This is a genomic window from Bacillus sp. FSL R9-9492 (assembly GCF_038007365.1).
Lineage (GTDB): Bacteria > Bacillota > Bacilli > Bacillales > Bacillaceae_G > Bacillus_A > Bacillus_A mycoides.
The window spans coordinates 497892-517034 of record NZ_JBBOXC010000001.1; the positions used below are offsets into that span (position 1 = coordinate 497892).

18 protein-coding genes are annotated in these 19143 nt (G+C 35.6%); 14 read left to right on the forward strand and 4 right to left on the reverse strand.

The features are described from left to right. Positions 1-111: 111 nt before the first annotated feature. The 12 genes from nagE to MKY70_RS02610 all read left to right on the forward strand — a co-directional run bounded on the left by nagE (position 112) and on the right by MKY70_RS02610 (position 14210). Positions 112-1626 (forward strand): N-acetylglucosamine-specific PTS transporter subunit IIBC, encoded by a 1515-nt coding sequence (gene nagE, locus MKY70_RS02555; protein WP_341023004.1) that lies wholly within the window; start codon positions 112-114, stop codon positions 1624-1626. A gap of 262 nt (positions 1627-1888) precedes the next feature. Further along, positions 1889-3139, forward strand: coding sequence for a serine hydrolase domain-containing protein (locus tag MKY70_RS02560; RefSeq protein ID WP_088031658.1), 1251 nt, complete (start codon positions 1889-1891; stop codon positions 3137-3139). A gap of 193 nt (positions 3140-3332) precedes the next feature. Then, the gene (locus tag MKY70_RS02565) at positions 3333-3734 is read left to right on the forward strand and encodes a hypothetical protein (protein ID WP_016103463.1); all 402 of its coding nucleotides are present in this window, start codon (positions 3333-3335) and stop codon (positions 3732-3734) included. Between the two features lie 16 nt (positions 3735-3750). Then, entirely contained in the window at positions 3751-3945 is a 195-nt protein-coding gene (locus MKY70_RS02570) for a hypothetical protein (protein ID WP_002125042.1), read from the forward strand. Continuing rightward, positions 3926-5506 (forward strand): glycosyltransferase family 2 protein, encoded by a 1581-nt coding sequence (locus tag MKY70_RS02575; protein ID WP_305454132.1) that lies wholly within the window; start codon positions 3926-3928, stop codon positions 5504-5506. Before MKY70_RS02570 ends, MKY70_RS02575 begins: the two co-directional genes overlap by 20 nt. Continuing rightward, a complete protein-coding gene (locus MKY70_RS02580) occupies positions 5496-6740 on the forward strand; it encodes a nucleotide sugar dehydrogenase (protein WP_341023007.1) in 1245 nt (414 codons plus the stop codon). Before MKY70_RS02575 ends, MKY70_RS02580 begins: the two co-directional genes overlap by 11 nt. Beyond that, complete coding sequence (locus MKY70_RS02585; RefSeq protein ID WP_002140285.1) at positions 6737-7702, forward strand: NAD-dependent epimerase/dehydratase family protein; 966 nt, start codon at positions 6737-6739, stop codon at positions 7700-7702. Before MKY70_RS02580 ends, MKY70_RS02585 begins: the two co-directional genes overlap by 4 nt. Continuing rightward, positions 7695-9239: a glycosyltransferase family 2 protein gene (locus MKY70_RS02590; RefSeq protein ID WP_002166984.1), complete on the forward strand. Its 1545-nt coding sequence runs from the start codon at positions 7695-7697 to the stop codon at positions 9237-9239. The genes MKY70_RS02585 and MKY70_RS02590 overlap by 8 nt, the downstream gene beginning before the upstream one ends. Then, positions 9211-9429 carry a hypothetical protein gene (locus MKY70_RS02595; RefSeq protein WP_088031338.1) on the forward strand — a complete coding sequence of 73 codons (219 nt, stop codon included), beginning with the start codon at positions 9211-9213 and terminating at the stop codon, positions 9427-9429. The genes MKY70_RS02590 and MKY70_RS02595 overlap by 29 nt, the downstream gene beginning before the upstream one ends. A gap of 152 nt (positions 9430-9581) precedes the next feature. Beyond that, positions 9582-11831 carry a formate C-acetyltransferase gene (gene pflB / locus MKY70_RS02600; protein WP_002029623.1) on the forward strand — a complete coding sequence of 750 codons (2250 nt, stop codon included), beginning with the start codon at positions 9582-9584 and terminating at the stop codon, positions 11829-11831. 69 nt (positions 11832-11900) lie between these two features. Continuing rightward, positions 11901-12632, forward strand: a complete 732-nt coding sequence (pflA, locus tag MKY70_RS02605) for a pyruvate formate-lyase-activating protein (RefSeq protein ID WP_002010313.1) — start codon at positions 11901-11903, stop codon at positions 12630-12632. A 411-nt stretch (positions 12633-13043) separates the two neighbouring features. Then, positions 13044-14210: a diglucosyl diacylglycerol synthase gene (locus MKY70_RS02610; protein WP_088031337.1), complete on the forward strand. Its 1167-nt coding sequence runs from the start codon at positions 13044-13046 to the stop codon at positions 14208-14210. A gap of 497 nt (positions 14211-14707) precedes the next feature. Here MKY70_RS02610 and MKY70_RS02615 read toward each other — a convergent pair whose 3' ends face one another. The 4 genes from MKY70_RS02615 to MKY70_RS02630 form a co-directional block, all read right to left on the reverse strand. Continuing rightward, positions 14708-14827, reverse strand: a complete 120-nt coding sequence (locus MKY70_RS02615; RefSeq protein WP_000358484.1) for a YfhE family protein — start codon at positions 14825-14827, stop codon at positions 14708-14710. Between the two features lie 110 nt (positions 14828-14937). Further along, positions 14938-15495, reverse strand: a complete 558-nt coding sequence (locus MKY70_RS02620) for a GNAT family N-acetyltransferase (protein WP_002091129.1) — start codon at positions 15493-15495, stop codon at positions 14938-14940. 240 nt (positions 15496-15735) lie between these two features. Continuing rightward, on the reverse strand, positions 15736-16866 hold the full coding sequence (locus tag MKY70_RS02625) for an amidohydrolase (protein ID WP_002010318.1): 1131 nt from the start codon (positions 16864-16866) through the stop codon (positions 15736-15738). 147 nt (positions 16867-17013) lie between these two features. Continuing rightward, complete coding sequence (locus MKY70_RS02630; protein ID WP_088031336.1) at positions 17014-17919, reverse strand: TIGR01777 family oxidoreductase; 906 nt, start codon at positions 17917-17919, stop codon at positions 17014-17016. A gap of 81 nt (positions 17920-18000) precedes the next feature. Here MKY70_RS02630 and recX point away from each other — a divergent pair, with 81 nt between their 5' ends. After that, on the forward strand, positions 18001-18813 hold the full coding sequence (gene recX, locus MKY70_RS02635; protein ID WP_002125056.1) for a recombination regulator RecX: 813 nt from the start codon (positions 18001-18003) through the stop codon (positions 18811-18813). Positions 18814-18822: 9 nt separating this feature from the next. Further along, the gene (locus tag MKY70_RS02640; protein WP_341023010.1) at positions 18823-19140 is read left to right on the forward strand and encodes a YfhH family protein; all 318 of its coding nucleotides are present in this window, start codon (positions 18823-18825) and stop codon (positions 19138-19140) included. Positions 19141-19143 lie beyond the last annotated feature (3 nt).

Consider the following 19143-nt stretch of genomic DNA (forward strand, 5'->3'; position numbering starts at 1 on the left):
AAACTACACATCTATACAACTATATGTTATTATGGTTATGTAAATAGAAAGCGTTTTCTAAGGCGTACTTATAATGATAACGATTTCATAAATTTGATAGGGGGAATTAAAATGTTGCAGTTTTTACAACGTATTGGTAAAGCGTTAATGCTTCCAATCGCAGTGCTACCAGCAGCAGGATTATTGCTTCGTTTAGGGCAACCAGATGTATTTGATATTCCTGTTATGGCACAGGCCGGTGCAGCTGTTTTTGATAATTTAGCACTTATTTTTGCAATCGGTATTGCAATCGGTCTTTCAGTTGATGGTAGTGGTGCCGCAGGTCTTGCAGGTGCAATTGGTTATCTGGTTATGAAAAACAGTATTGATGCACTTAGTAAGGGATATTCTGCTGCAGAATTACAAGATAAATTAGGTAAAGTTCAAGATTTAATAGGTAATAGCGCAAATGTAGATCCATCTAAGCTTGCAGATACAATGACACAAGTATCTAAGGCAGCCGAATTATCGACTAAAGTGGATATGAAAGTTTTAGGTGGTATTATTGTCGGTGTTATAGCAGGATTCCTTTATAATAAATTCCATAAAATTAAACTTCCAGAATGGTTAGGTTTCTTTGCTGGAAAACGTTTCGTTCCAATTGTTACATCGGTTGTGATGCTAATATTAGGAATTCTATTCGCACAAATTTGGCCAGCAATTCAAAATGGCATCGATGCATTAGCTCATGGAATTGTTAATTTAGGTGCAATTGGTTCAGGTCTATTCGGTCTATTAAACCGTCTATTAATCCCAATTGGTTTACACCACGTAATGAACACATACTTCTGGTTCGTATTTGGTGACTTTACAAATGCAGCAGGTAATGTTGTAAATGGTGATATCGCTCGTTTCCTTGCAGGGGACAAAACAGCAGGTATGTTTATGACTGGTTTCTTCCCAGTTATGATGTTCGGTTTACCAGCAGCATGTTTCGCAATGATTGCAGCTGCTAAACCAGAAAAACGTAAAATGGTTACAGGTATGTTAGGTGGCCTAGCATTAACTTCATTCTTAACTGGTATTACAGAACCTATTGAATTCTCATTCATGTTCTTATCACCATTATTATATGGTATTCATGCCGTGTTAACAGGTATATCTTTATTCGTAACAACATCACTTGGCATTCACGATGGTTTCACATTTAGTGCCGGTGCAATTGATTACTTCTTAAACTTTGGTATTGCAACAAAACCAGTGTTACTAGCAGGAATCGGTTTAATTTACGCAGCAATTTACTTTGTAGTATTCTACTTCTTAATTAAGAAGTTCGACTTGAAAACTCCTGGTCGTGAAGATGAAGATGAAGATGAAGATGAGTTAGCTGAAGAGGGTGATGCACCAGTTGCAGGTTCAATTGGTGAAACTTACGTAGCAGCTTTAGGTGGAAAAGAAAACTTAACAGTTATTGATAACTGTGCAACGCGTTTACGCTTACAAGTGAAAGATGCAGGTTTAGTAAATGAACCAGCATTAAAACGCGCAGGTGCAAAAGGCGTTATGAAATTAAGTAACACAAGTGTACAAGTTATCGTAGGTACAAATGTTGAATCTGTTGCCGATGATATGAAAAAACACGTGTAAATAGTTAGATAAGAGGATATCCAAAAAGATTGATAACAACAGTCTTTTACAGGATATCCTCTTTTTTTGTTAATTTTTTAAAGGGAATCTTACTTTTATAAATTTTCTTTTTCTTTTTTGAACATATAGGTTGGTAATATGTTCGGTGCGTGATACAGTAGTGATGACATAAAATGGAGTGTCCATAATCTGCGGAAATGATTTGAAATAAGTCTTGTGTAGATGAATTAAATTATCGGTAAATAAGGGGAAAAAGGTAATCATGGATCAGGAAAAAAATACTGTTAATGGGAAAGTACGTCGTCCGATTGTATACATAAAAAGAACAATCATTCTAGCCCTACTACTGTCACTTGTATATTTCATGTATACAAAAATTGTTGCGCATAATAAAAAAGAGGAAACTTTAAAAGCAGCAGCAGAAATGAAGAAGCAAGAAGAGATAAAAAAGATAGAAGAAGTGAAAAGGCAAGAAGCTGAAAAACAAAGAAAACAAAAAGAACAGGAAGAACAGATAAAACAGGCGCAAGTTATAGAGAAACCTGCTGAGGGACCGCCTCAAGAAATTAATGAAAACGCTCAATTGGATCAATATTTACAGAGCATGGGATTTAGTGGGACAGCTGTTATTGTGAAGAATGGGAAAGTTCTTGTGAATAAAGGATACGGCATGGCTAATAAAGAGAAGCAAGTGCCGAATAATTCAGAGACGACCTTTTATATTGGTTCTATTTCAAAAGCATTTGTGGCGACTGCTATTATGCAACTCAAAGATCAAAATAAGTTACAAGTAGAGGATACAGTTGCAAAGTATATTCCAGACTTTCCTCAAGGTAATAGCATTCAGTTAAAACATCTATTAACACATACATCAGGCATTCCGGAATATGAGCAGGGAAAAGAGGATATTTCTCGTGAAGAACTGATAAAGCGGATAGGAAATCAAAAGCGTATCGGGAGTCCAGGAGAGAAATGGAAGTATTCCGATTCGAACTACTCTATACTTGCTTACATTGCTGAGAAGGTAAGTGGACAGTCGCTCGAAGAATATATAAAACAACATATTTTTGCGACTGCGGGTATGAAACAATCTGGTTTCGGTACAGCGTTGGAACAAACAAGATTCCCATCAACGGGTTATAAAATAGTGAATAACAATATGACAACACCTAATATTCCGAGCATGTCACAACTATATGGTTGTGGTGATATATATACGAGCGCGCATGATTTATATTTATTTAATGAAGCACTCTTTTCTGGAAAATTAATTTCAAAAGAGAGTTATAATCAAATGTTTACAGCCGTGAAAAAGGATTATGGATTTGGCTGGTATGTAGATCCAGGAAGCTATTCAAATCACGGTGTAATGCCAGGTTGGAATTGCTTAAATGGTTTTAGTAAAAATGGTAGTGTATATGTGGTTTTATTATCTAACATTCAAAATAACATTAAATCATTTGGTAAAGTGAATAACGACATTTATACGATGTTGCGGAATATTGAAGTGTAAGAGGCTATCCTTTTGGATAGTCTTTTTTCATGCTCAGGAAATATATCTACAATTATTACTTAATGTAATACAAAAATAATGAATATGTTCTATAAAATGTATGTCTTACCTATCACAAAAAAAGCCGTTTTGTATACATTAAGATGTATGGATGTAAATTTTTATACTTTAAAAATAATAGGAGGAGAAGCATATGTGTCTGTTCAGAAAATATTGGCATAAATTATCCAGACTGTTTAATAGACAATTAGGCTATTTTTTAGATGACAAGTTACTGCCTGCTGTGGAACGACTTTTATTTTCACAAAACTTTGCGAGATTTATTCAAAGAAATTCTAAGCAAGCTACGGAAGAGTTTATAGAATCAAGTCAATTTCAATCTATTATTTGTAACATTTTAAAAGAATGCAATACATCACCTTTTAAGGAAATTGCAAAGCAATATTTAGGTAAAAACGTAGAAATTACTGTGACAGTTGGACAGTTAACAGGTGTTATTGTAGCAGTTGGTGACGATTTCTTAACGCTGCAAGAAGGAATAGGAACTGAAGTTTTATTACCATTTACAAGTATTATATCAATGAAAGAAGTGTAAGAAAGGAGACTTATATATGTTATTTACTGATGAATTGCGTAACCATGTTGGTGAATTAGTGCAAGTTGTGACAGCGGCCGAAATTGTTGCAGGTATTCTTTTATCTGTGACGGACGGGGCAGTAAGTGTTCGTACATCTCCTTCTTATGGACCACCTGAAGATGTACTTGTGCGTATTCCTATTATTGCTTATGTTCGCTTGGAAGGGTAAGAGTGATACAAGTATGAGAATATCAGTTGTTATTCCAGCGCATAATGAAGCAAGTACTTTATCACAAGTTTTAGTAGAAGTGGAGAAGCTGAAGCCGTATGAAATTATTGTAGTAGATAATGGATCGACAGATGGAACGAATGAAGTCGCATTACAGCATAGTTGCCATGTAATTTATTATAAACATTCTCTTGGTAATGATGTAGGAAGGGCAATTGGAGCTAGAGAAGCAAAAGGTGAAATTGTATTGTTTTTAGATGGTGACATCGTTATTGAGAGTAAAGAGCTACAACGTTTCGTGAAAGGAGTTCAGCAAGGGCATCAAATTGTTGTGAATAATTTAACATGGTCTGTTTATTTAAAGATGAGACCACACTATACGACAGTTGGAAAATTCATGTTGAATCGTTATTTGAATAAAAAAGAGCTTGTTGTTGGTTCTTTAATCGCAATTCCACATGCGATGAATCGGGATGTTATTGAGAATCTTGGGTGGTGGAATTTAGCAGATCCAGCACTATTTCAAGCGATGGCGATGTCTAGAGGAGTAGATATTGCCGATATGGCTTCGGTCGATGTAATTCACACGAATAAGGTTCGTCCTGTGCATACGGGTACATCACCTGGTTCTCCTTATCCGAAGGCGACTAGTCGTATTATGGGTGATCATTTGTGTGCTTTGCAATACGTAATCGAAACATATGGTAAACGTGGCGGTTTTTCGGAGGGAAACAGGGATAGAGAGTTTATAGGGAAGTATAAACCAGTTTTATTACAAAAGGAAAAAGCGAAATACAGTGCTATTATACCCGTATCAGAAGAAAAAATGACTATAAGATCTGTCATACAGGAAGTGAAAAAGGCAGGTGTAGATGAAATTATAGTTGTTGCGAATGGAGCAGATGCCGAGACAATTAAACAAGCAAAGCTAGAGAATGTTATTGTAGTTGAATTCGCGAAGGCACTTGGACATAATGTAGCACGAGCGATAGGGGCTATGCATGCTACGGCAGATATTTGTTTATTTGTTGATGGTGATTTTGCTATTCCGGCAAAAAAGCTAATTCCATTTTTGCATGCTATTGAAGACGGAAATGATGTGGCGTTAAATGATTTGCAATGTTTGTTAGATATGTTTCACCCGGCAGATCCAATTAGTATGGGGAAATATTTCGTGAATTTGGTAGCGAAACGACCAGATTTATGGAACAACTCATTAACGGCAGTGCCACATGCTATGCATAAAAAGGTAATAGAGAAAATTGGATATGATTCCCTTATCATTCCACCACTAGCTCAAATGAAAGCTATTTTAGAAGAATGCTCTATTACAGCAGTGGAATTTGTAGATGTTATAAAAACAAATCGAGTACGTCCAGAGCAACATGGGTTTGTAAATGGAAGAATTCCTGCATTCGATCGTATTTTCGGAGATCAGCTTGAGGCGATTGCTTATTTATTACAACATACGAATGGGCGCGGGAGTTTTACAGACGGAGAAAGGGATAGAGATATAATACTACAATTGAGAAGGGAAGAAGAGAATATAGATGAATGCTAGTAGTAAAGTAACCATTATTGGATTAGGATATGTTGGCCTTCCTTTAGCGGTCCTTTTTGCAGAAAGAGGACATGCTGTACTTGGATTAGATAAAGATACTAGGAAGATAGAATCAATAATTAAAGGAGAAAGTTATATTCCTGATGTTTCTTCTAACGTATTACAAAATTTATTGAACGAGAGAAAATTAATAGTAAATACACCAGATAAAGGTGTTGTGGAGTTCCAAAATAGTGAGTATGTTATTGTGACTGTGCCAACGCCAATTAATGAGAATAAAGAACCCGATTTAAGTGCACTCGTTTCAGCCTCCCATTATATACAACAACACCTTCAAGAAGGACAAACCTTCATTTTTGAAAGCTCCACATATCCAGGTACACTGGAGGAAGTTATCATTCCTATTATTTCTCAAACAGGTAAAAAGGTAGGAGAAGATTATTATATTGGGTATTCTCCAGAGCGAATTGATCCAGCGAATAGCCAGTATTCAGTTGAAACGATTCCAAAAGTTATTAGTGGACAAACCGAGCAGTGTAAACAAAAAGTACAGGATTTGTATAGCACTATATTTGATGTAGTCGTTCCAGTTAGCTCTCCGAAAGTGGCCGAGATGTGTAAGTTATTTGAAAATATTCAGCGCTTAGTTAATATTTCATTAGTAAATGAGTTAAATATACTTTGTGAAAGTTTGAATATTAATTTTTATGAGGTGCTTGAAGCGGCATCTACAAAACCGTTTGGATTTACTCCGTATTGGCCAGGACCAGGAATAGGAGGACACTGTATTCCGGTAGATCCTTTATATTTTCAATGGAGAATAAGAAAGGCTGGAGCAATTAGTCAATTAATTGAGGCAGCACATGTAATTAATGAAGAAATGCCAGCGAAAATAATCGAGAAAGTAAAAGGTGTGGTGCAATCACCCGCAACGGTTTTAATAGTAGGGATTGCATATAAGAAAGATGTAAATGATTTGAGAGAATCACCGGCGTTGCCAATTATTCAATTATTAATAAAAGAAGGATACAAGATAGAATATCATGATCCGTATATTTCTACAGCGAAAATTGGAGATACACTATATCAATCTGTTCCATTAGATGAACAAAGAATTAAACAAGCAAATTGTATTTTAATTGTAACGGATCACTCTAGCATCGATTGGAATCTTTTTAAAGGGATTGAGCGATTAATAGATACACGTGGAATCGTAAAGAAGGTGAGTGTATGAGTGAAAAATGTTTAATTACAGGTGGAGCAGGATTTATTGGTTCGCATTTAGCTGAAGAGTTGGTGAAAAGAGGTTATGAAGTTACTATTGTGGATAACTTCTATAAAGGAAAAAATAAATATCATAATGAGTTAATGAAAGAGCTCCGGGTTATTCCAATAAGCGTTTTAGATAAAAATTCAATTTATGAATTAGTGAATCAACATGATGTGGTGTTTCATTTAGCTGCAATTTTGGGAGTCAAAACTACAATGGAAAAAAGTGTAGAGCTTATTGAAACAAATTTCGATGGAACGAGAAATATTTTACAAGCAGCGTTAAAAGGGAAGAAGAAAGTAGTATTTGCATCTACTTCTGAAGTATATGGAAAGGGAGAGCCGCCATTCTCTGAAGAAGGAGATCGTTTATACGGTGCAACTTCCAAAATACGTTGGAGTTATGCAATTTGTAAAACGTTAGAGGAAACATTATGTTTAGGGTACGCATTAGAAGGGTTACCTGTAACGATTGTTCGTTATTTTAATATTTATGGTCCAAGAGCGAAAGATGGTCCGTACGCAGGAGTAATTCCACGATTTATTCGTGCGGCTTTGCAAGGTGACGATATTCTCGTGTATGGAGATGGAAAGCAGACACGCTGCTTTACGTATGTAAGTGATGCGGTCGAGGCAACAATTCGTGCAATGGATGAGAAGGTAAATGGTGAAATTATTAATATAGGTTCTGAGAATGAAAAAAATATAAGGGTAGTAGCGGAAGATATAAAAAAATTAACGAAGTCTATTTCCAAAATTGTGCACGTTCCATTTGAGGAAGTATATCCACATGGATTTGAAGAGATTCCAAATAGAAGACCAGACGTAACGAAATTAAGAGAACTCGTTCAGTTTCAAGCGAAAGTAACGTGGGAACAAGGATTGAAAGAAACTATTAAATGGTTTCGTGAAGAAAACAATGGCTAAGTCGTTATCAGTTATTATTCCCGTATGTAATGAAGTGGATACGATTTCAGATGTGGTTCAATCGGTAAAACCATTGAATCCAGTAGAGATTATTGTAGTAGCAAATGGTTGTAATGATGGTACAGAAGCGATTGCTGAGAGCTTAGGATGTACAGTAATCCAGCATAAAGAGTCACTTGGTAACGACGTTGGACGCGCAGTTGGTGCAAAACATGCGATAGGTGATGTATTACTGTTTGTAGATGGAGATTTTGCTATTCAAACTTCAAAATTACAATTATTCCTTAATCCGATTTTACATGATCAGGCGGACATCGTTTTAAATAATTTGGACGCATTATTTTTAAAGAAACAAAAACCGCACTCCGTGACAGTATGGCGCCAAATATTAAATGCAATGTTAGAGCGTGAAGAATTAAAAATTGATTCTTTATTATCTGTACCTCATGCGCTGACGAAGGAAGTTGTGCAAAGTATTGGAGACGAATGTTTTGTTAATCCTATTGTGGCTCATCTACGCCTAGCACAAAGTAAATGGAGAATTAGTCGTCATTGTGCAATTGACGTTATTACGCCAAATAAATTTCGTCCATTCGAGCATGCTGCATATGGCACGGATCTTTCTCAATCTGAAAAACGAATGATAGGTGATCATATAGAAGCTGTAGCAGAGCGGATATTAGGCAGCGATGGGCGCGGAGGATATTATGATGGAAATAGGAAAAGAGAGAGTGTCTATCATACTCTAAATTTTGAAGATTTTTATCAAGGATGGGGCGTTACATCTAATTTGTATAAAGGAGAGCAATTATCGGTAATTATTCCTGTGCAAAATGAAGAGAAGACAATTGGAAACGTTATAGAAGAGCTTCGCAAAATTGAACCTTTTGAAATCATCGTTGTTGTAAATGGTTCGTCCGATAAAACGGCAACAATTGCAAAAGACAAGGGAGCAACAACAATTGTGTATAAAGAAGCACTTGGAAACGATGTGGGGCGTTCGCTTGGAACTTATTTTGCAAAAGGAGAAATTGTTTTATTTATAGACGGTGACTTTGTTATTCCAGCTAGTGAGCTATATCCCTTTGCAAAAGCTATTGCAGATGGAACGGATGTCGCATTAAATGATTTAAATCATTATTTAGATTTGAGAGTACCACTTCATCTTGTAACAGCATTTAAATATGCATTAAATTTAGCTTGTGATAGAAAAGATTTAGGAGTAGGCTCTCTTATTGCTGTACCTAATGCGTTTAGTCGTACTTGTTTGAAGGAAATAGGGTATAAATCATTATTGTCACCTTGTGTAGCACAAGTTAAAGCTGTACTTTCAGGTTTTGAAATCGCTTGTGTAAGTCGTGTCGATGTTGATAAGATGAACCGTATTCGTCCCAGTGAACATTTCGCAAAAATAGGTCATCCTCCAGCTGTCCTTCGAATTATTGGTGATCATATAGAAGGATTAGAGCAATTAATTGCATTAACAAACAGTCGTGGTGGATTTTACGATGGAAATAGAAAAAGAGATGTTTTATAGTGGTAACAAAAAAAGTGTACAACGTATGTACACTTTTTTGCTCTGTTATAAAAACTATAACAGATTAGGAGATAAGAGTATTACAGCTCTACAATGGGTATCGTTCTTATATTACAAAATAGGACTCGTATATAAGAATACCAAAAAAATACAATTAAAGAAAGGGTTAATTATAAAGAGTTTTATATGAGGTTAACACTATGTATGTAGTAGTTTGCTCAACATTTCACAAACATGTCACAACTATTTCATCCACTTCCGAAAAAAAGTAGTATTCTAAGTGTGTAAGCTGTTATATAAAAAATCGTAGTCCTGTACTAATCAAAAATGGAGGAGATTAGGATGACTCAAGTATTAGAAAATGTAAAAAGCGCGTGGGAAAACTTTAAAGGTGAAAAATGGAAAGCAGAGATTGATGTTCGCGATTTCATTTTAAATAATGTAAACGTTTACGAGGGAGAAGACTCTTTCTTAGCGGAAGCAACTGAAGCAACGAAACAACTTTGGGATCAAGTAATGGATTTAACAACAAAGGAACGTGAAAACGGTGGCGTTCTTGATATGGATACAAAAATTGTTTCTTCTATTACATCACATGAACCAGGATATTTAAATAAAGATATTGAAAAAGTGGTCGGTTTCCAAACTGATAAACCATTTAAACGTTCTTTACAACCATATGGTGGTATTCGTATGGCAGAACAAGCTTGTGAAGCGTATGGATATGAAATGGATAAAGAACTTAGCAAGATTTTCAGAGACTGGCGTAAAACTCATAATCAAGGTGTATTTGATGCATACACACCAGAAATGAAAGCGGCTCGTAAATCAGGTGTTATTACTGGTCTTCCAGATGCGTATGGACGTGGACGTATTATCGGTGACTATCGCCGCGTAGCGCTATATGGTATAGATCATTTAATTGAAGCGAAAAAAGCTGATTATAATTTAACTGGCGGTGTAATGAGCGAAGATACAATGCGTTTACGTGAAGAATTATCTGAGCAAATGCGTGCACTTCAAGAGTTAAAACAGATGGCTGCTTCTCATGGATTCGATATTTCTAAGCCAGCTACAAATGCACAAGAGGCCTTCCAATGGTTATACTTTGCTTATCTTGCAGCAATTAAAGAGCAAAACGGGGCAGCAATGAGCCTTGGACGTACCTCTACATTCTTAGATGTTTACATTGAAAGAGATTTAGCAAATGGTACTTTAACAGAAGAAAAAGCACAAGAAATTGTTGACCATTTCATTATGAAATTACGTCTTGTGAAATTTGCAAGAACACCTGATTATAATGAACTATTCTCTGGAGATCCAACTTGGGTAACTGAATCTATCGGTGGTATGGCGTTAGACGGTCGTCCGTTAGTAACAAAAAACTCATTCCGTTTCTTGCATACATTAGATAATTTAGGACCAGCACCAGAACCAAACTTAACAGTTCTTTGGTCTAAACAATTACCAGAGAACTTTAAAAACTACTGTGCAAAAATGTCTATTAAAACATCAGCAATTCAATACGAAAATGATGACATTATGCGTGCTGACTACGGTGATGACTACGGTATTGCTTGTTGTGTATCAGCAATGAGAATTGGTAAACAAATGCAGTTCTTCGGAGCACGTGCAAACTTAGCGAAAGCATTACTATATGCGGTTAACGGTGGTAAAGATGAAAAGTCAAAAGCACAAGTTGGTCCTGAATACGCACCAATTACTTCTGAAGTATTAGATTATGAAGAAGTTATGCGTAAATTCGATATGACAATGGAATGGTTAGCTGGTCTATACTTAAATACATTAAATGTAATTCACTATATGCACGATAAATATAGCTATGAACGTATTGAAATGGCACTTCACGATACAAATGTTCTTCGTACAATGGCAACAGGTATCGCTGGATTATCTGTAGTAGCAGACTCTTTAAGTGCAATTAAATATGCACAAGTAAAACCAATTCGTGATGAAAATGGTATTGCAGTTGATTTCGAAATTGAGGGAGATTTCCCTAAATACGGTAACAATGATGATCGTGTAGATGAAATCGCAGTAAATCTTGTGAAAACATTTATGAACAAGATTCGCAAACATAAAACATACCGTAATTCTGTTCATACAATGTCAATCTTAACAATCACATCTAACGTTGTATACGGTAAGAAAACTGGTAACACTCCAGATGGACGTCGTACTGGAGAACCATTTGCACCGGGCGCAAACCCAATGCATGGCCGTGATACAAAAGGTGCATTAGCATCATTATTATCTGTAGCTAAATTACCATATGAAGATGCACAAGATGGTATTTCAAATACATTCTCTATTATTCCAAAAGCACTTGGTAAAGAAGATGATGTACAAGTACGCAACTTAGTATCTATGCTTGATGGATATGCAATAAAAGAAGGACACCACTTAAATATTAACGTATTTAACCGTGAAACATTAATGGATGCAATGGAGCATCCTGAAAAATATCCACAATTAACAATTCGTGTATCTGGTTACGCTGTTAACTTTATTAAATTAACTCGTGAACAACAAATTGATGTAATAAACCGTACAATGCATGAAAGCATGTAAGTGAAAAAAGTGTCCCTCTGCTTTTAATATATAGCGGAGGGAGGCTGTTTCAATAAAGGAGGAAGTAACATGGTAAAAGGAAGAATACATTCTGTAGAGTCTTGTGGTACTGTTGATGGCCCAGGGATTCGTTATGTCATATTTACACAAGGGTGTTTATTACGTTGTCAATATTGTCATAATGCTGATACATGGGAAATCGGTAAAGGTAAAGAAATAACAGTTGAAGAAGTGATGCAGGATGTGACATGTTACCTTCCATTTATTGAAGCTTCTGGAGGCGGTATAACAGTTAGCGGTGGAGAGCCACTATTACAGCTAGACTTCTTAACCCAGTTGTTTAAAAAGTGCAAAGAAGCTGGTATCCATACAACAATCGATTCTTCTGGCGGTTGTTATTCTGAAGAACCAGAATTCCAAAATAAGCTAGATATTTTAATGGAGTATACAGATTTAGTTTTATTGGATTTGAAGCATATTGATTCAAAGAAACATCGTAAATTAACAGGGAAACCAAATGAACACATTTTACAATTTGCTCGTTATTTATCGGATAGAAAGAAACCAATTTGGGTAAGACATGTATTGGTTCCCGGTGTTACCGATGGTGAAGAGGATTTGCAAAAATTATCAAACTTTATTCAAAGTCTATCTAATGTTAAGAAAGTGGAAGTGCTGCCATATCATAAGCTCGGTGTTTATAAATGGGAGGCACTTGGACATAAGTATCCACTTGCGGATGTGAATCCACCGACAGAAGAAAATGTTGAACATGCAAAACATATTTTACAAGCAGTCTAACCTAAACATTTGGTTAGGCTTTTTGTTTCTTCATAATAAAATCTAGAGTATATATTTAGAAAAGAGTATACTGAAAAGGAAATATCCATATTTTTGTAAAGAATAAGCGGAGAAATTTACATAATTGTAAAGGGAAATCAAAATAGTAAAAAGAATTAAGAAGTAAAAGAGTGAGTATTATGGAATATAGAACATTTGTAAGTTATTGCGAAAGCTCTTATAGGAAAGTATAATGTAAAGATATGAGCACAGATAGGATTAAGGGGTCAATCTTATATGCTTTGCATATCCACGACAGATACATAGCTAACAGGAAAGTATTAGAATCCGAGTATGTAGTTTTTAAGGAAAATGTTTTTCCTATTGTCGTATATGCAATATGGAGAAACAAAAAGCTAGGAGTGGATTTGTTTGATAAAAAACCCCAAGGTTTTAATATTAACTGCACATTACGGTAACGGTCATGTGCAAGTGGCAAAAACATTAGAACAAACATTTCGCCAAAAAGGAATCGAAGATGTAATTGTATGCGACTTGTTTGGAGAATCACATCCAGTTATAACCGATATTACAAAATATTTATATTTAAAAAGCTATACGGTAGGAAAAGAATTATATCGTTTGTTTTATTATGGTGTAGAGAAAATTTATGATAAAAAAATAGCATCTTGGTATGCGAATTTTGGGAGAAAGCGTTTGAAGACGCTATTACAGGTGGAGAAACCGGATATTGTTATTAATACCTTTCCAATCATCGCTGTACCAGAATTGAAAAAGCAAATAGGTATTTCTATTCCTGTTTATAACGTATTAACGGATTTTTGCGTGCATAAAATATGGATCCATCGAGAAGTAGATCGTTATTTTGTAGCAACCGATCATGTGAAAAAAGTGATGGTTGATATCGGTGTACCTGCAGAACAAATTGTTGAAACAGGGATTCCGATTCGTAGCAGTTTTGAGCTAAAGATAAATCCAGCAATTATATATAATAAATATCAGTTATGTAAGGATAAAAAGATGTTACTAATTGTAGCAGGTGCTCATGGTGTGCTAGGGAGTGTAAAAGAGCTATGCCAGTCATTTATGTCAGTACCAAACTTACAAGTAGTTGTCGTTTGTGGGAAAAACGAAGCTTTAAAGCAGGATTTAATGGAACTACAGGAACAAAGTTCTGATACTTTAAAAGTATTTGGTTATGTTGAAAACATTGATGAATTGTTCCGTGTTACTTCTTGTATGATTACGAAGCCAGGTGGCATTACATTAAGCGAAGCAGCAGCATTACAAGTACCTGTCATTTTATATAAACCTGTCCCAGGACAAGAGAATGAAAATGCGTTGTATTTTGAAAAAAAAGGGGCTGCAGTTGTAATTCGTGATGATAGTGAAGTTTTTGCAAAGACAGAGGCGTTATTACAAGATGATATGAAGCTTCTTCAGATGAAAGAAGCAATGAAAAGTATTTATCGTCCTGAGCCAGCTGGTCATATTGTGGATACAATTTTGGCAGAAAATCATGCAGAGCCGAATCATATACCTATTAAATCACCAGTTCTTGCCGAATCTTTTACTTAATATGAAACCCTCTTTTAAGCATTTAAAGAGGGTTTTTTTATTGGTGTAAAAAAAATAAACGTGAATTATTAACTTATCCCGCTATTTGTGGGCAGTAAGACCCCTATAGGTTGGGGTCGGGCTGCTCGCAAAAGCCCGATTGGTGAGGGCTAATAATCAGTGGGGATAAACAAAACTCCCACTGATTAAAGTTTCACTTTATCCACAAGGGATTACGCTTTCATTAGACAGTAAAATCGGAATATTAACAGCTATATCCACATAATCCACAATTTTTAGAAAATTATCCACAATTCTCACGTTTAGAATTCATTTAAATAAATGAATTCGTAAAATACTTTTGTAATTTATGCACAATTCTACGGTTTTTGTGGATAAGGTTGTCCACAAAAAAGGTTCCTTATAAATAAGGAACCTTTTTTGCTAATTAATTGGAAAATATTATGTAATGAAACTGAATAATTAGGGGGGAAACCTTCTAATTATTCAGTTTCACTTTAAATACTTTTTGAGCGATAGCCCGCTGCACGATCTGCTTTTCGAAATTCTCGCTGATAGAGAACTTCTTGTGTACTAGATAATGTGTTTTTTGCTTTATCACGTTTCTTTTTATCCATTACAAATCACCTCGTGTCCTAAAGTCACTATCTATCGTTTCCAAAGACATGGGGTGATATACATATATGTCAAACTAGTAATGATTAATTATTATTTCTGAATTTTTAGATTACGCTTCTTTTAATTGGTGTGCTTCTTGGAATGTTGTATCTCGCATTGTTGCAAGTGTATACTGATCTTTTGGAATTTCATATAAATTATATACTTCTTCATGCGCGTTAATTTCATCATAAACGGCTTTTCTTGTTTCGTTTGCTAGATTTACATATTGTAGTTTTTCGGCAGCTTTAATAGACCGAATATTTATTTTACGAATACGCATAAAAATCGTTTCAATATCTAATTCATAGAAAAGTTCGCTAAAAAATGAATCTTTCGCCAATTTATTATATCCTTTACCATGATATGGTTTGCCAAGCCAAGTTCCGAGGAATCCAGCTTTTTCTTGCACATCAAATAAAGTAATTGTGCCGATGGGGTTACCCCATTCATCTAAAATTGTGCGTGAGATTAATTCTCCACGCTCTTCGGCTTCGATTGTTTGTTTCGTTAAAAATAAATATTCTTCATAAGAATAGGCCTTTTGACGCACAAAAGGGAAGACAGCAGGATCCACCATTAATTCGTATAGAACGTGGCTGTCGTGTAAGTCGCGTTTTTTCAACACACTAACTCCTCCTCACACGAGGGTAGCATGACGAAAAAGCACCCACCCTCGAAATTTTTATATCAATCTTTAAAAAATTTCGGGGTGGGAATCGAACCCACTAGAACCAGTTTCTAACGCTGGTGGCGCACCATTTGCCTTCCCCATTCATCAATTTGAAAATGATAATCACGACACAAATTGATTATGGTTTCATTCAGTTTATAATCGTATAATACTGTATCTAGTCAAAAAAATAAACTAGTTTTTTTTATTTTTTTTGTAAATTATTTTTCCGTCAATCATAGTGAGTACAGGCTTGGCTAAATAATGGAAAGGATGATGTGTCCATAACACGAGGTCAGCATCTTTTCCAACATCAATGCTTCCAATTCTATCCTCCAAACGTAAATTTCGAGCTGGGAAAATAGTGATTCCTTCCAACGCTGTTTTCTCATCTAATCCTTCTCTTACTGCAATGGCAGCGCAAACATTTAAATATTGAATGGGTGTATAAGGGTGGTCGGTTGTAATAGAAACTTCTACTCCATTTTTCGATAAAATATGATAAGTATCCCACGTTTTGTTTTTAAGTTCAATTTTCGAACGTCGCGTAAGAGTAGGTCCAACTGAAACTTTTAAATTGTGTTTCGAAAGCTCTTCAACAATAAAGTGTCCTTCTGTACAATGTTCAATACGTAAATCAAGATTGAATTCTGTCGCAAAGCGTAAAGCTGAAGTGATATCATCTGCGCGGTGAGCGTGGATACGTACCGGTATTTCTCGGCGGAGTGCTTTTAAAATAGGTAGCATTCGAAAATCAGCTTCATGCCCGTAGTGTTGTGCGTCATAGAATGATTCACGAAGTAACCCCATAATTCCCATACGTGTTATTGATTCTTTTGTGCCGTTGCTATGGAACTTTTTAGGGTTTTCTCCAAAGGCAATTTTTAAACCAGCAGGTTCCTGAATAATCATATGATCAATACAAGTTCCAGCAGTTTTTATTACACAAGTAGTACCGCCGATAATGTTTTGGCTTCCGGGCATCACGTGAACAGTCGTAACACCATTTTGTACAGCGTCTTGAAATGCAATATCAAAAGGATGAATCCCGTCTAAAGAACGGATATGTGGTGTTGAAACTTCGGATGTTTCATTTGCATCATTACCAGCCCAACCAGTACCTTCATCGTAGAGGCCAAGGTGAGTATGAACATCAATAAATCCAGGCAAGAGATGAAGAGCTCGTGCATCTATAACGGTCATATCCTGAGTAGTATCAATATGAGGTTTGACCGCGGCAATGCGTTCTCCTATAACGAGTACATCTCCTTGAAACTTTTGGGATGTAATAGGATATACAATGGCTTGTTTGAGCAATATTTTCATAGAGACCTCATTTCCGTCACCTTGTAATGTGTAGAATAGGTTTAGACAAAGTAACTGAAAGGTTTTTCGTGTAGTAATGCTCCGGTGTTTAAAAAGTAAGAAGTCTTGGAGGAGATAGACTACCCGTAAAACTGTATTTTAAAAGTACTACATTGTATGCAAGAGGATATTTTGTAATGCATGGTTAACTGTTGGAAATGTGTATTGATATCCATGTTTAATAGCTTTATTGGGTAATACATGTTGCCCTTCTAATACAAGTATACTCATCTCACCGAGTAAAGCGCGAAGTACAAATGAAGGAACAGGTAGCCAATGAGGTCGCCTAGTTATAGTGGCAATAATTTCACCGAACTCTTTCATCCGTATTGGCGTTGGCGCTGTAATATTAAAAGGTCCGTCAATTTCTTTTTTGTGAATGATGAAATCAATCATGCGAACGACATCGTCTATATGAATCCATGATAACCATTGGTTTCCAGATCCAAGTGTACCGCCGATATATAATTGATAGGGAAGTAGCATTTTTGGAAGAGCTCCTCCATCTGCGCCCAATACGACTCCAAATCTTGTGTAGACAGTTCTTATTCCAATGGAGCGGGCTTTAGATGCTTCTTGCTCCCACAAATATACTGTGTTTGCTAAAAAGTCATCTCCTGGAGTCTCTTGCTGTTCTGTAAAAGATTCGGTTTCAGATGTCCCATAGTATCCAATGGCACTTGCATTAATAAATGTGTGTGGCTTTGTTTCAAGTGTTTGTAATTGTTTAATGAGTCCTTTTGTTGTTTGAATTCTACTGTTTAAAATTGATTCTTTTTGTTTTTTTGTCCATCTACTATTAATAGATTCTCCAGCTAGATTAATAACTACATCGATAGAGGAGAGAGGGAAGGTCTGTAAATCCGGTGTCCACTGTACGTATTGAAGGTTAGTGTGTGAAGTTTCAGTAATTTTTTTTCGAGTAAGAATGTAAACAGTAAATCCCTTTTGAATAAAAAAACTAGAAAGGGATTTGCCTATAAAGCCAGAGCCACCAGAAATTGCGATTTTCACAATCATTTCCTCCTCATTATATATATTCTTGAAAAGAAAAAACGTTCCTTGACTATGTTAAAATAATAGAGAGGTGAGAGTATGACTGTCATTACAAAAATAGAAGTGCAAAAACGATCGAAAGAACGATTTAATATTTATATTGATAAAGGTCAGGGCGAAGAGTACGGGTTTAGTGTGAATCAATCAATCTTAATGAAACATGGGTTACAAAAAGGCTTAGAAATTGATGAAGTAGCGTTAGGGAATATTTTGTACAATGAAGAGGTACAAAAAGCATATTTACAAGCGATTTCCTATTTATCCTATCAAATGAGAACAAAACAAGAAATAGAAGATTTCTTACGAAAAAAAGAAGTGGGACAGGCCATCATCTCTGAAGTCGTTTCGAAATTATTACATGATCGATACATTAATGATAAAGAGTACGCTATTTCATACGTGCGAACGCAAAGTAATGTGAATCAAAAAGGTCCAACTGTTATTAGGAGAGGGCTATTAAGTAAAGGTGTTCAGGATTTAATCATTACACATAGTTTACAAGAGTATCCAAAGGAGAAGCAAATGGAGAATGCTTTGTTTCTTATAGAAAAGAAGAAAAAATCTTATCAAAAGCATTCATTTTTACAAATGAAGCTAAAGTTAGATGAAATGCTTGTTCGTAAAGGATATTCTAGAGATGTGATTCAAATTTGCTTGGAAGAATTGAAAGACGAAAAAGATGACGAACAGCAAGAAGAAGCGTTACACTATCATGGGAATAAATATTATGAGAAATATAAGAAGTATGATGGTTGGACATTCGAAAATAAGGTGAAGCAAGCGTTATATCGAAAAGGATTCTCTATTGATGAGATAGATATATTTTTACAAATGAAACGTGAAGAGGGATGAGGAAATAAGATGGGTACGCCAAAACGCTACAGTGAAATGACACCACATGAGCTAAGGGAAGAAATTGGGGTTTTGAAGGAGCAAGCAGTAAAGGCTGAGCAACTTGGAATTGTAAATGAATTCGATGTATTAATGAGAAAAATGGCTATGGCTCGTGCTTATATGATAGATATAAATAAATTCCATATTGGTGAGACATATGAATTAGTAGAAGAACCTGGTGTGTTATTTAAAATTACGTATTTCAATGGGGTATTTGCTTGGGGATATAAGCAACATGATAATGAAGAGATTGGAATACCAATTTCCTTGCTACAAGAAAAATAAAAA

Excerpts from the sequence above, each read along its gene's own strand:
- nagE (WP_341023004.1), top strand. The coding sequence starts at position 112 with ATGTTGCAGTTTTTACAACGTATTGGTAAAGCGTTAATGCTTCCAATC.
- MKY70_RS02560 (WP_088031658.1), top strand. The coding sequence starts at position 1,889 with ATGGATCAGGAAAAAAATACTGTTAATGGGAAAGTACGTCGTCCGATT.
- MKY70_RS02565 (WP_016103463.1), top strand. The coding sequence starts at position 3,333 with ATGTGTCTGTTCAGAAAATATTGGCATAAATTATCCAGACTGTTTAAT.
- MKY70_RS02570 (WP_002125042.1), top strand. The coding sequence starts at position 3,751 with ATGTTATTTACTGATGAATTGCGTAACCATGTTGGTGAATTAGTGCAA.
- MKY70_RS02575 (WP_305454132.1), top strand. The coding sequence starts at position 3,926 with ATGTTCGCTTGGAAGGGTAAGAGTGATACAAGTATGAGAATATCAGTT.
- MKY70_RS02580 (WP_341023007.1), top strand. The coding sequence starts at position 5,496 with ATGAATGCTAGTAGTAAAGTAACCATTATTGGATTAGGATATGTTGGC.
- MKY70_RS02585 (WP_002140285.1), top strand. The coding sequence starts at position 6,737 with ATGAGTGAAAAATGTTTAATTACAGGTGGAGCAGGATTTATTGGTTCG.
- MKY70_RS02590 (WP_002166984.1), top strand. The coding sequence starts at position 7,695 with ATGGCTAAGTCGTTATCAGTTATTATTCCCGTATGTAATGAAGTGGAT.
- MKY70_RS02595 (WP_088031338.1), top strand. The coding sequence starts at position 9,211 with ATGGAAATAGAAAAAGAGATGTTTTATAGTGGTAACAAAAAAAGTGTA.
- pflB (WP_002029623.1), top strand. The coding sequence starts at position 9,582 with ATGACTCAAGTATTAGAAAATGTAAAAAGCGCGTGGGAAAACTTTAAA.
- pflA (WP_002010313.1), top strand. The coding sequence starts at position 11,901 with ATGGTAAAAGGAAGAATACATTCTGTAGAGTCTTGTGGTACTGTTGAT.
- MKY70_RS02615 (WP_000358484.1), bottom strand. The coding sequence starts at position 14,827 with ATGGATAAAAAGAAACGTGATAAAGCAAAAAACACATTATCTAGTACA.
- MKY70_RS02625 (WP_002010318.1), bottom strand. The coding sequence starts at position 16,866 with ATGAAAATATTGCTCAAACAAGCCATTGTATATCCTATTACATCCCAA.
- recX (WP_002125056.1), top strand. The coding sequence starts at position 18,001 with ATGACTGTCATTACAAAAATAGAAGTGCAAAAACGATCGAAAGAACGA.
- MKY70_RS02640 (WP_341023010.1), top strand. The coding sequence starts at position 18,823 with ATGGGTACGCCAAAACGCTACAGTGAAATGACACCACATGAGCTAAGG.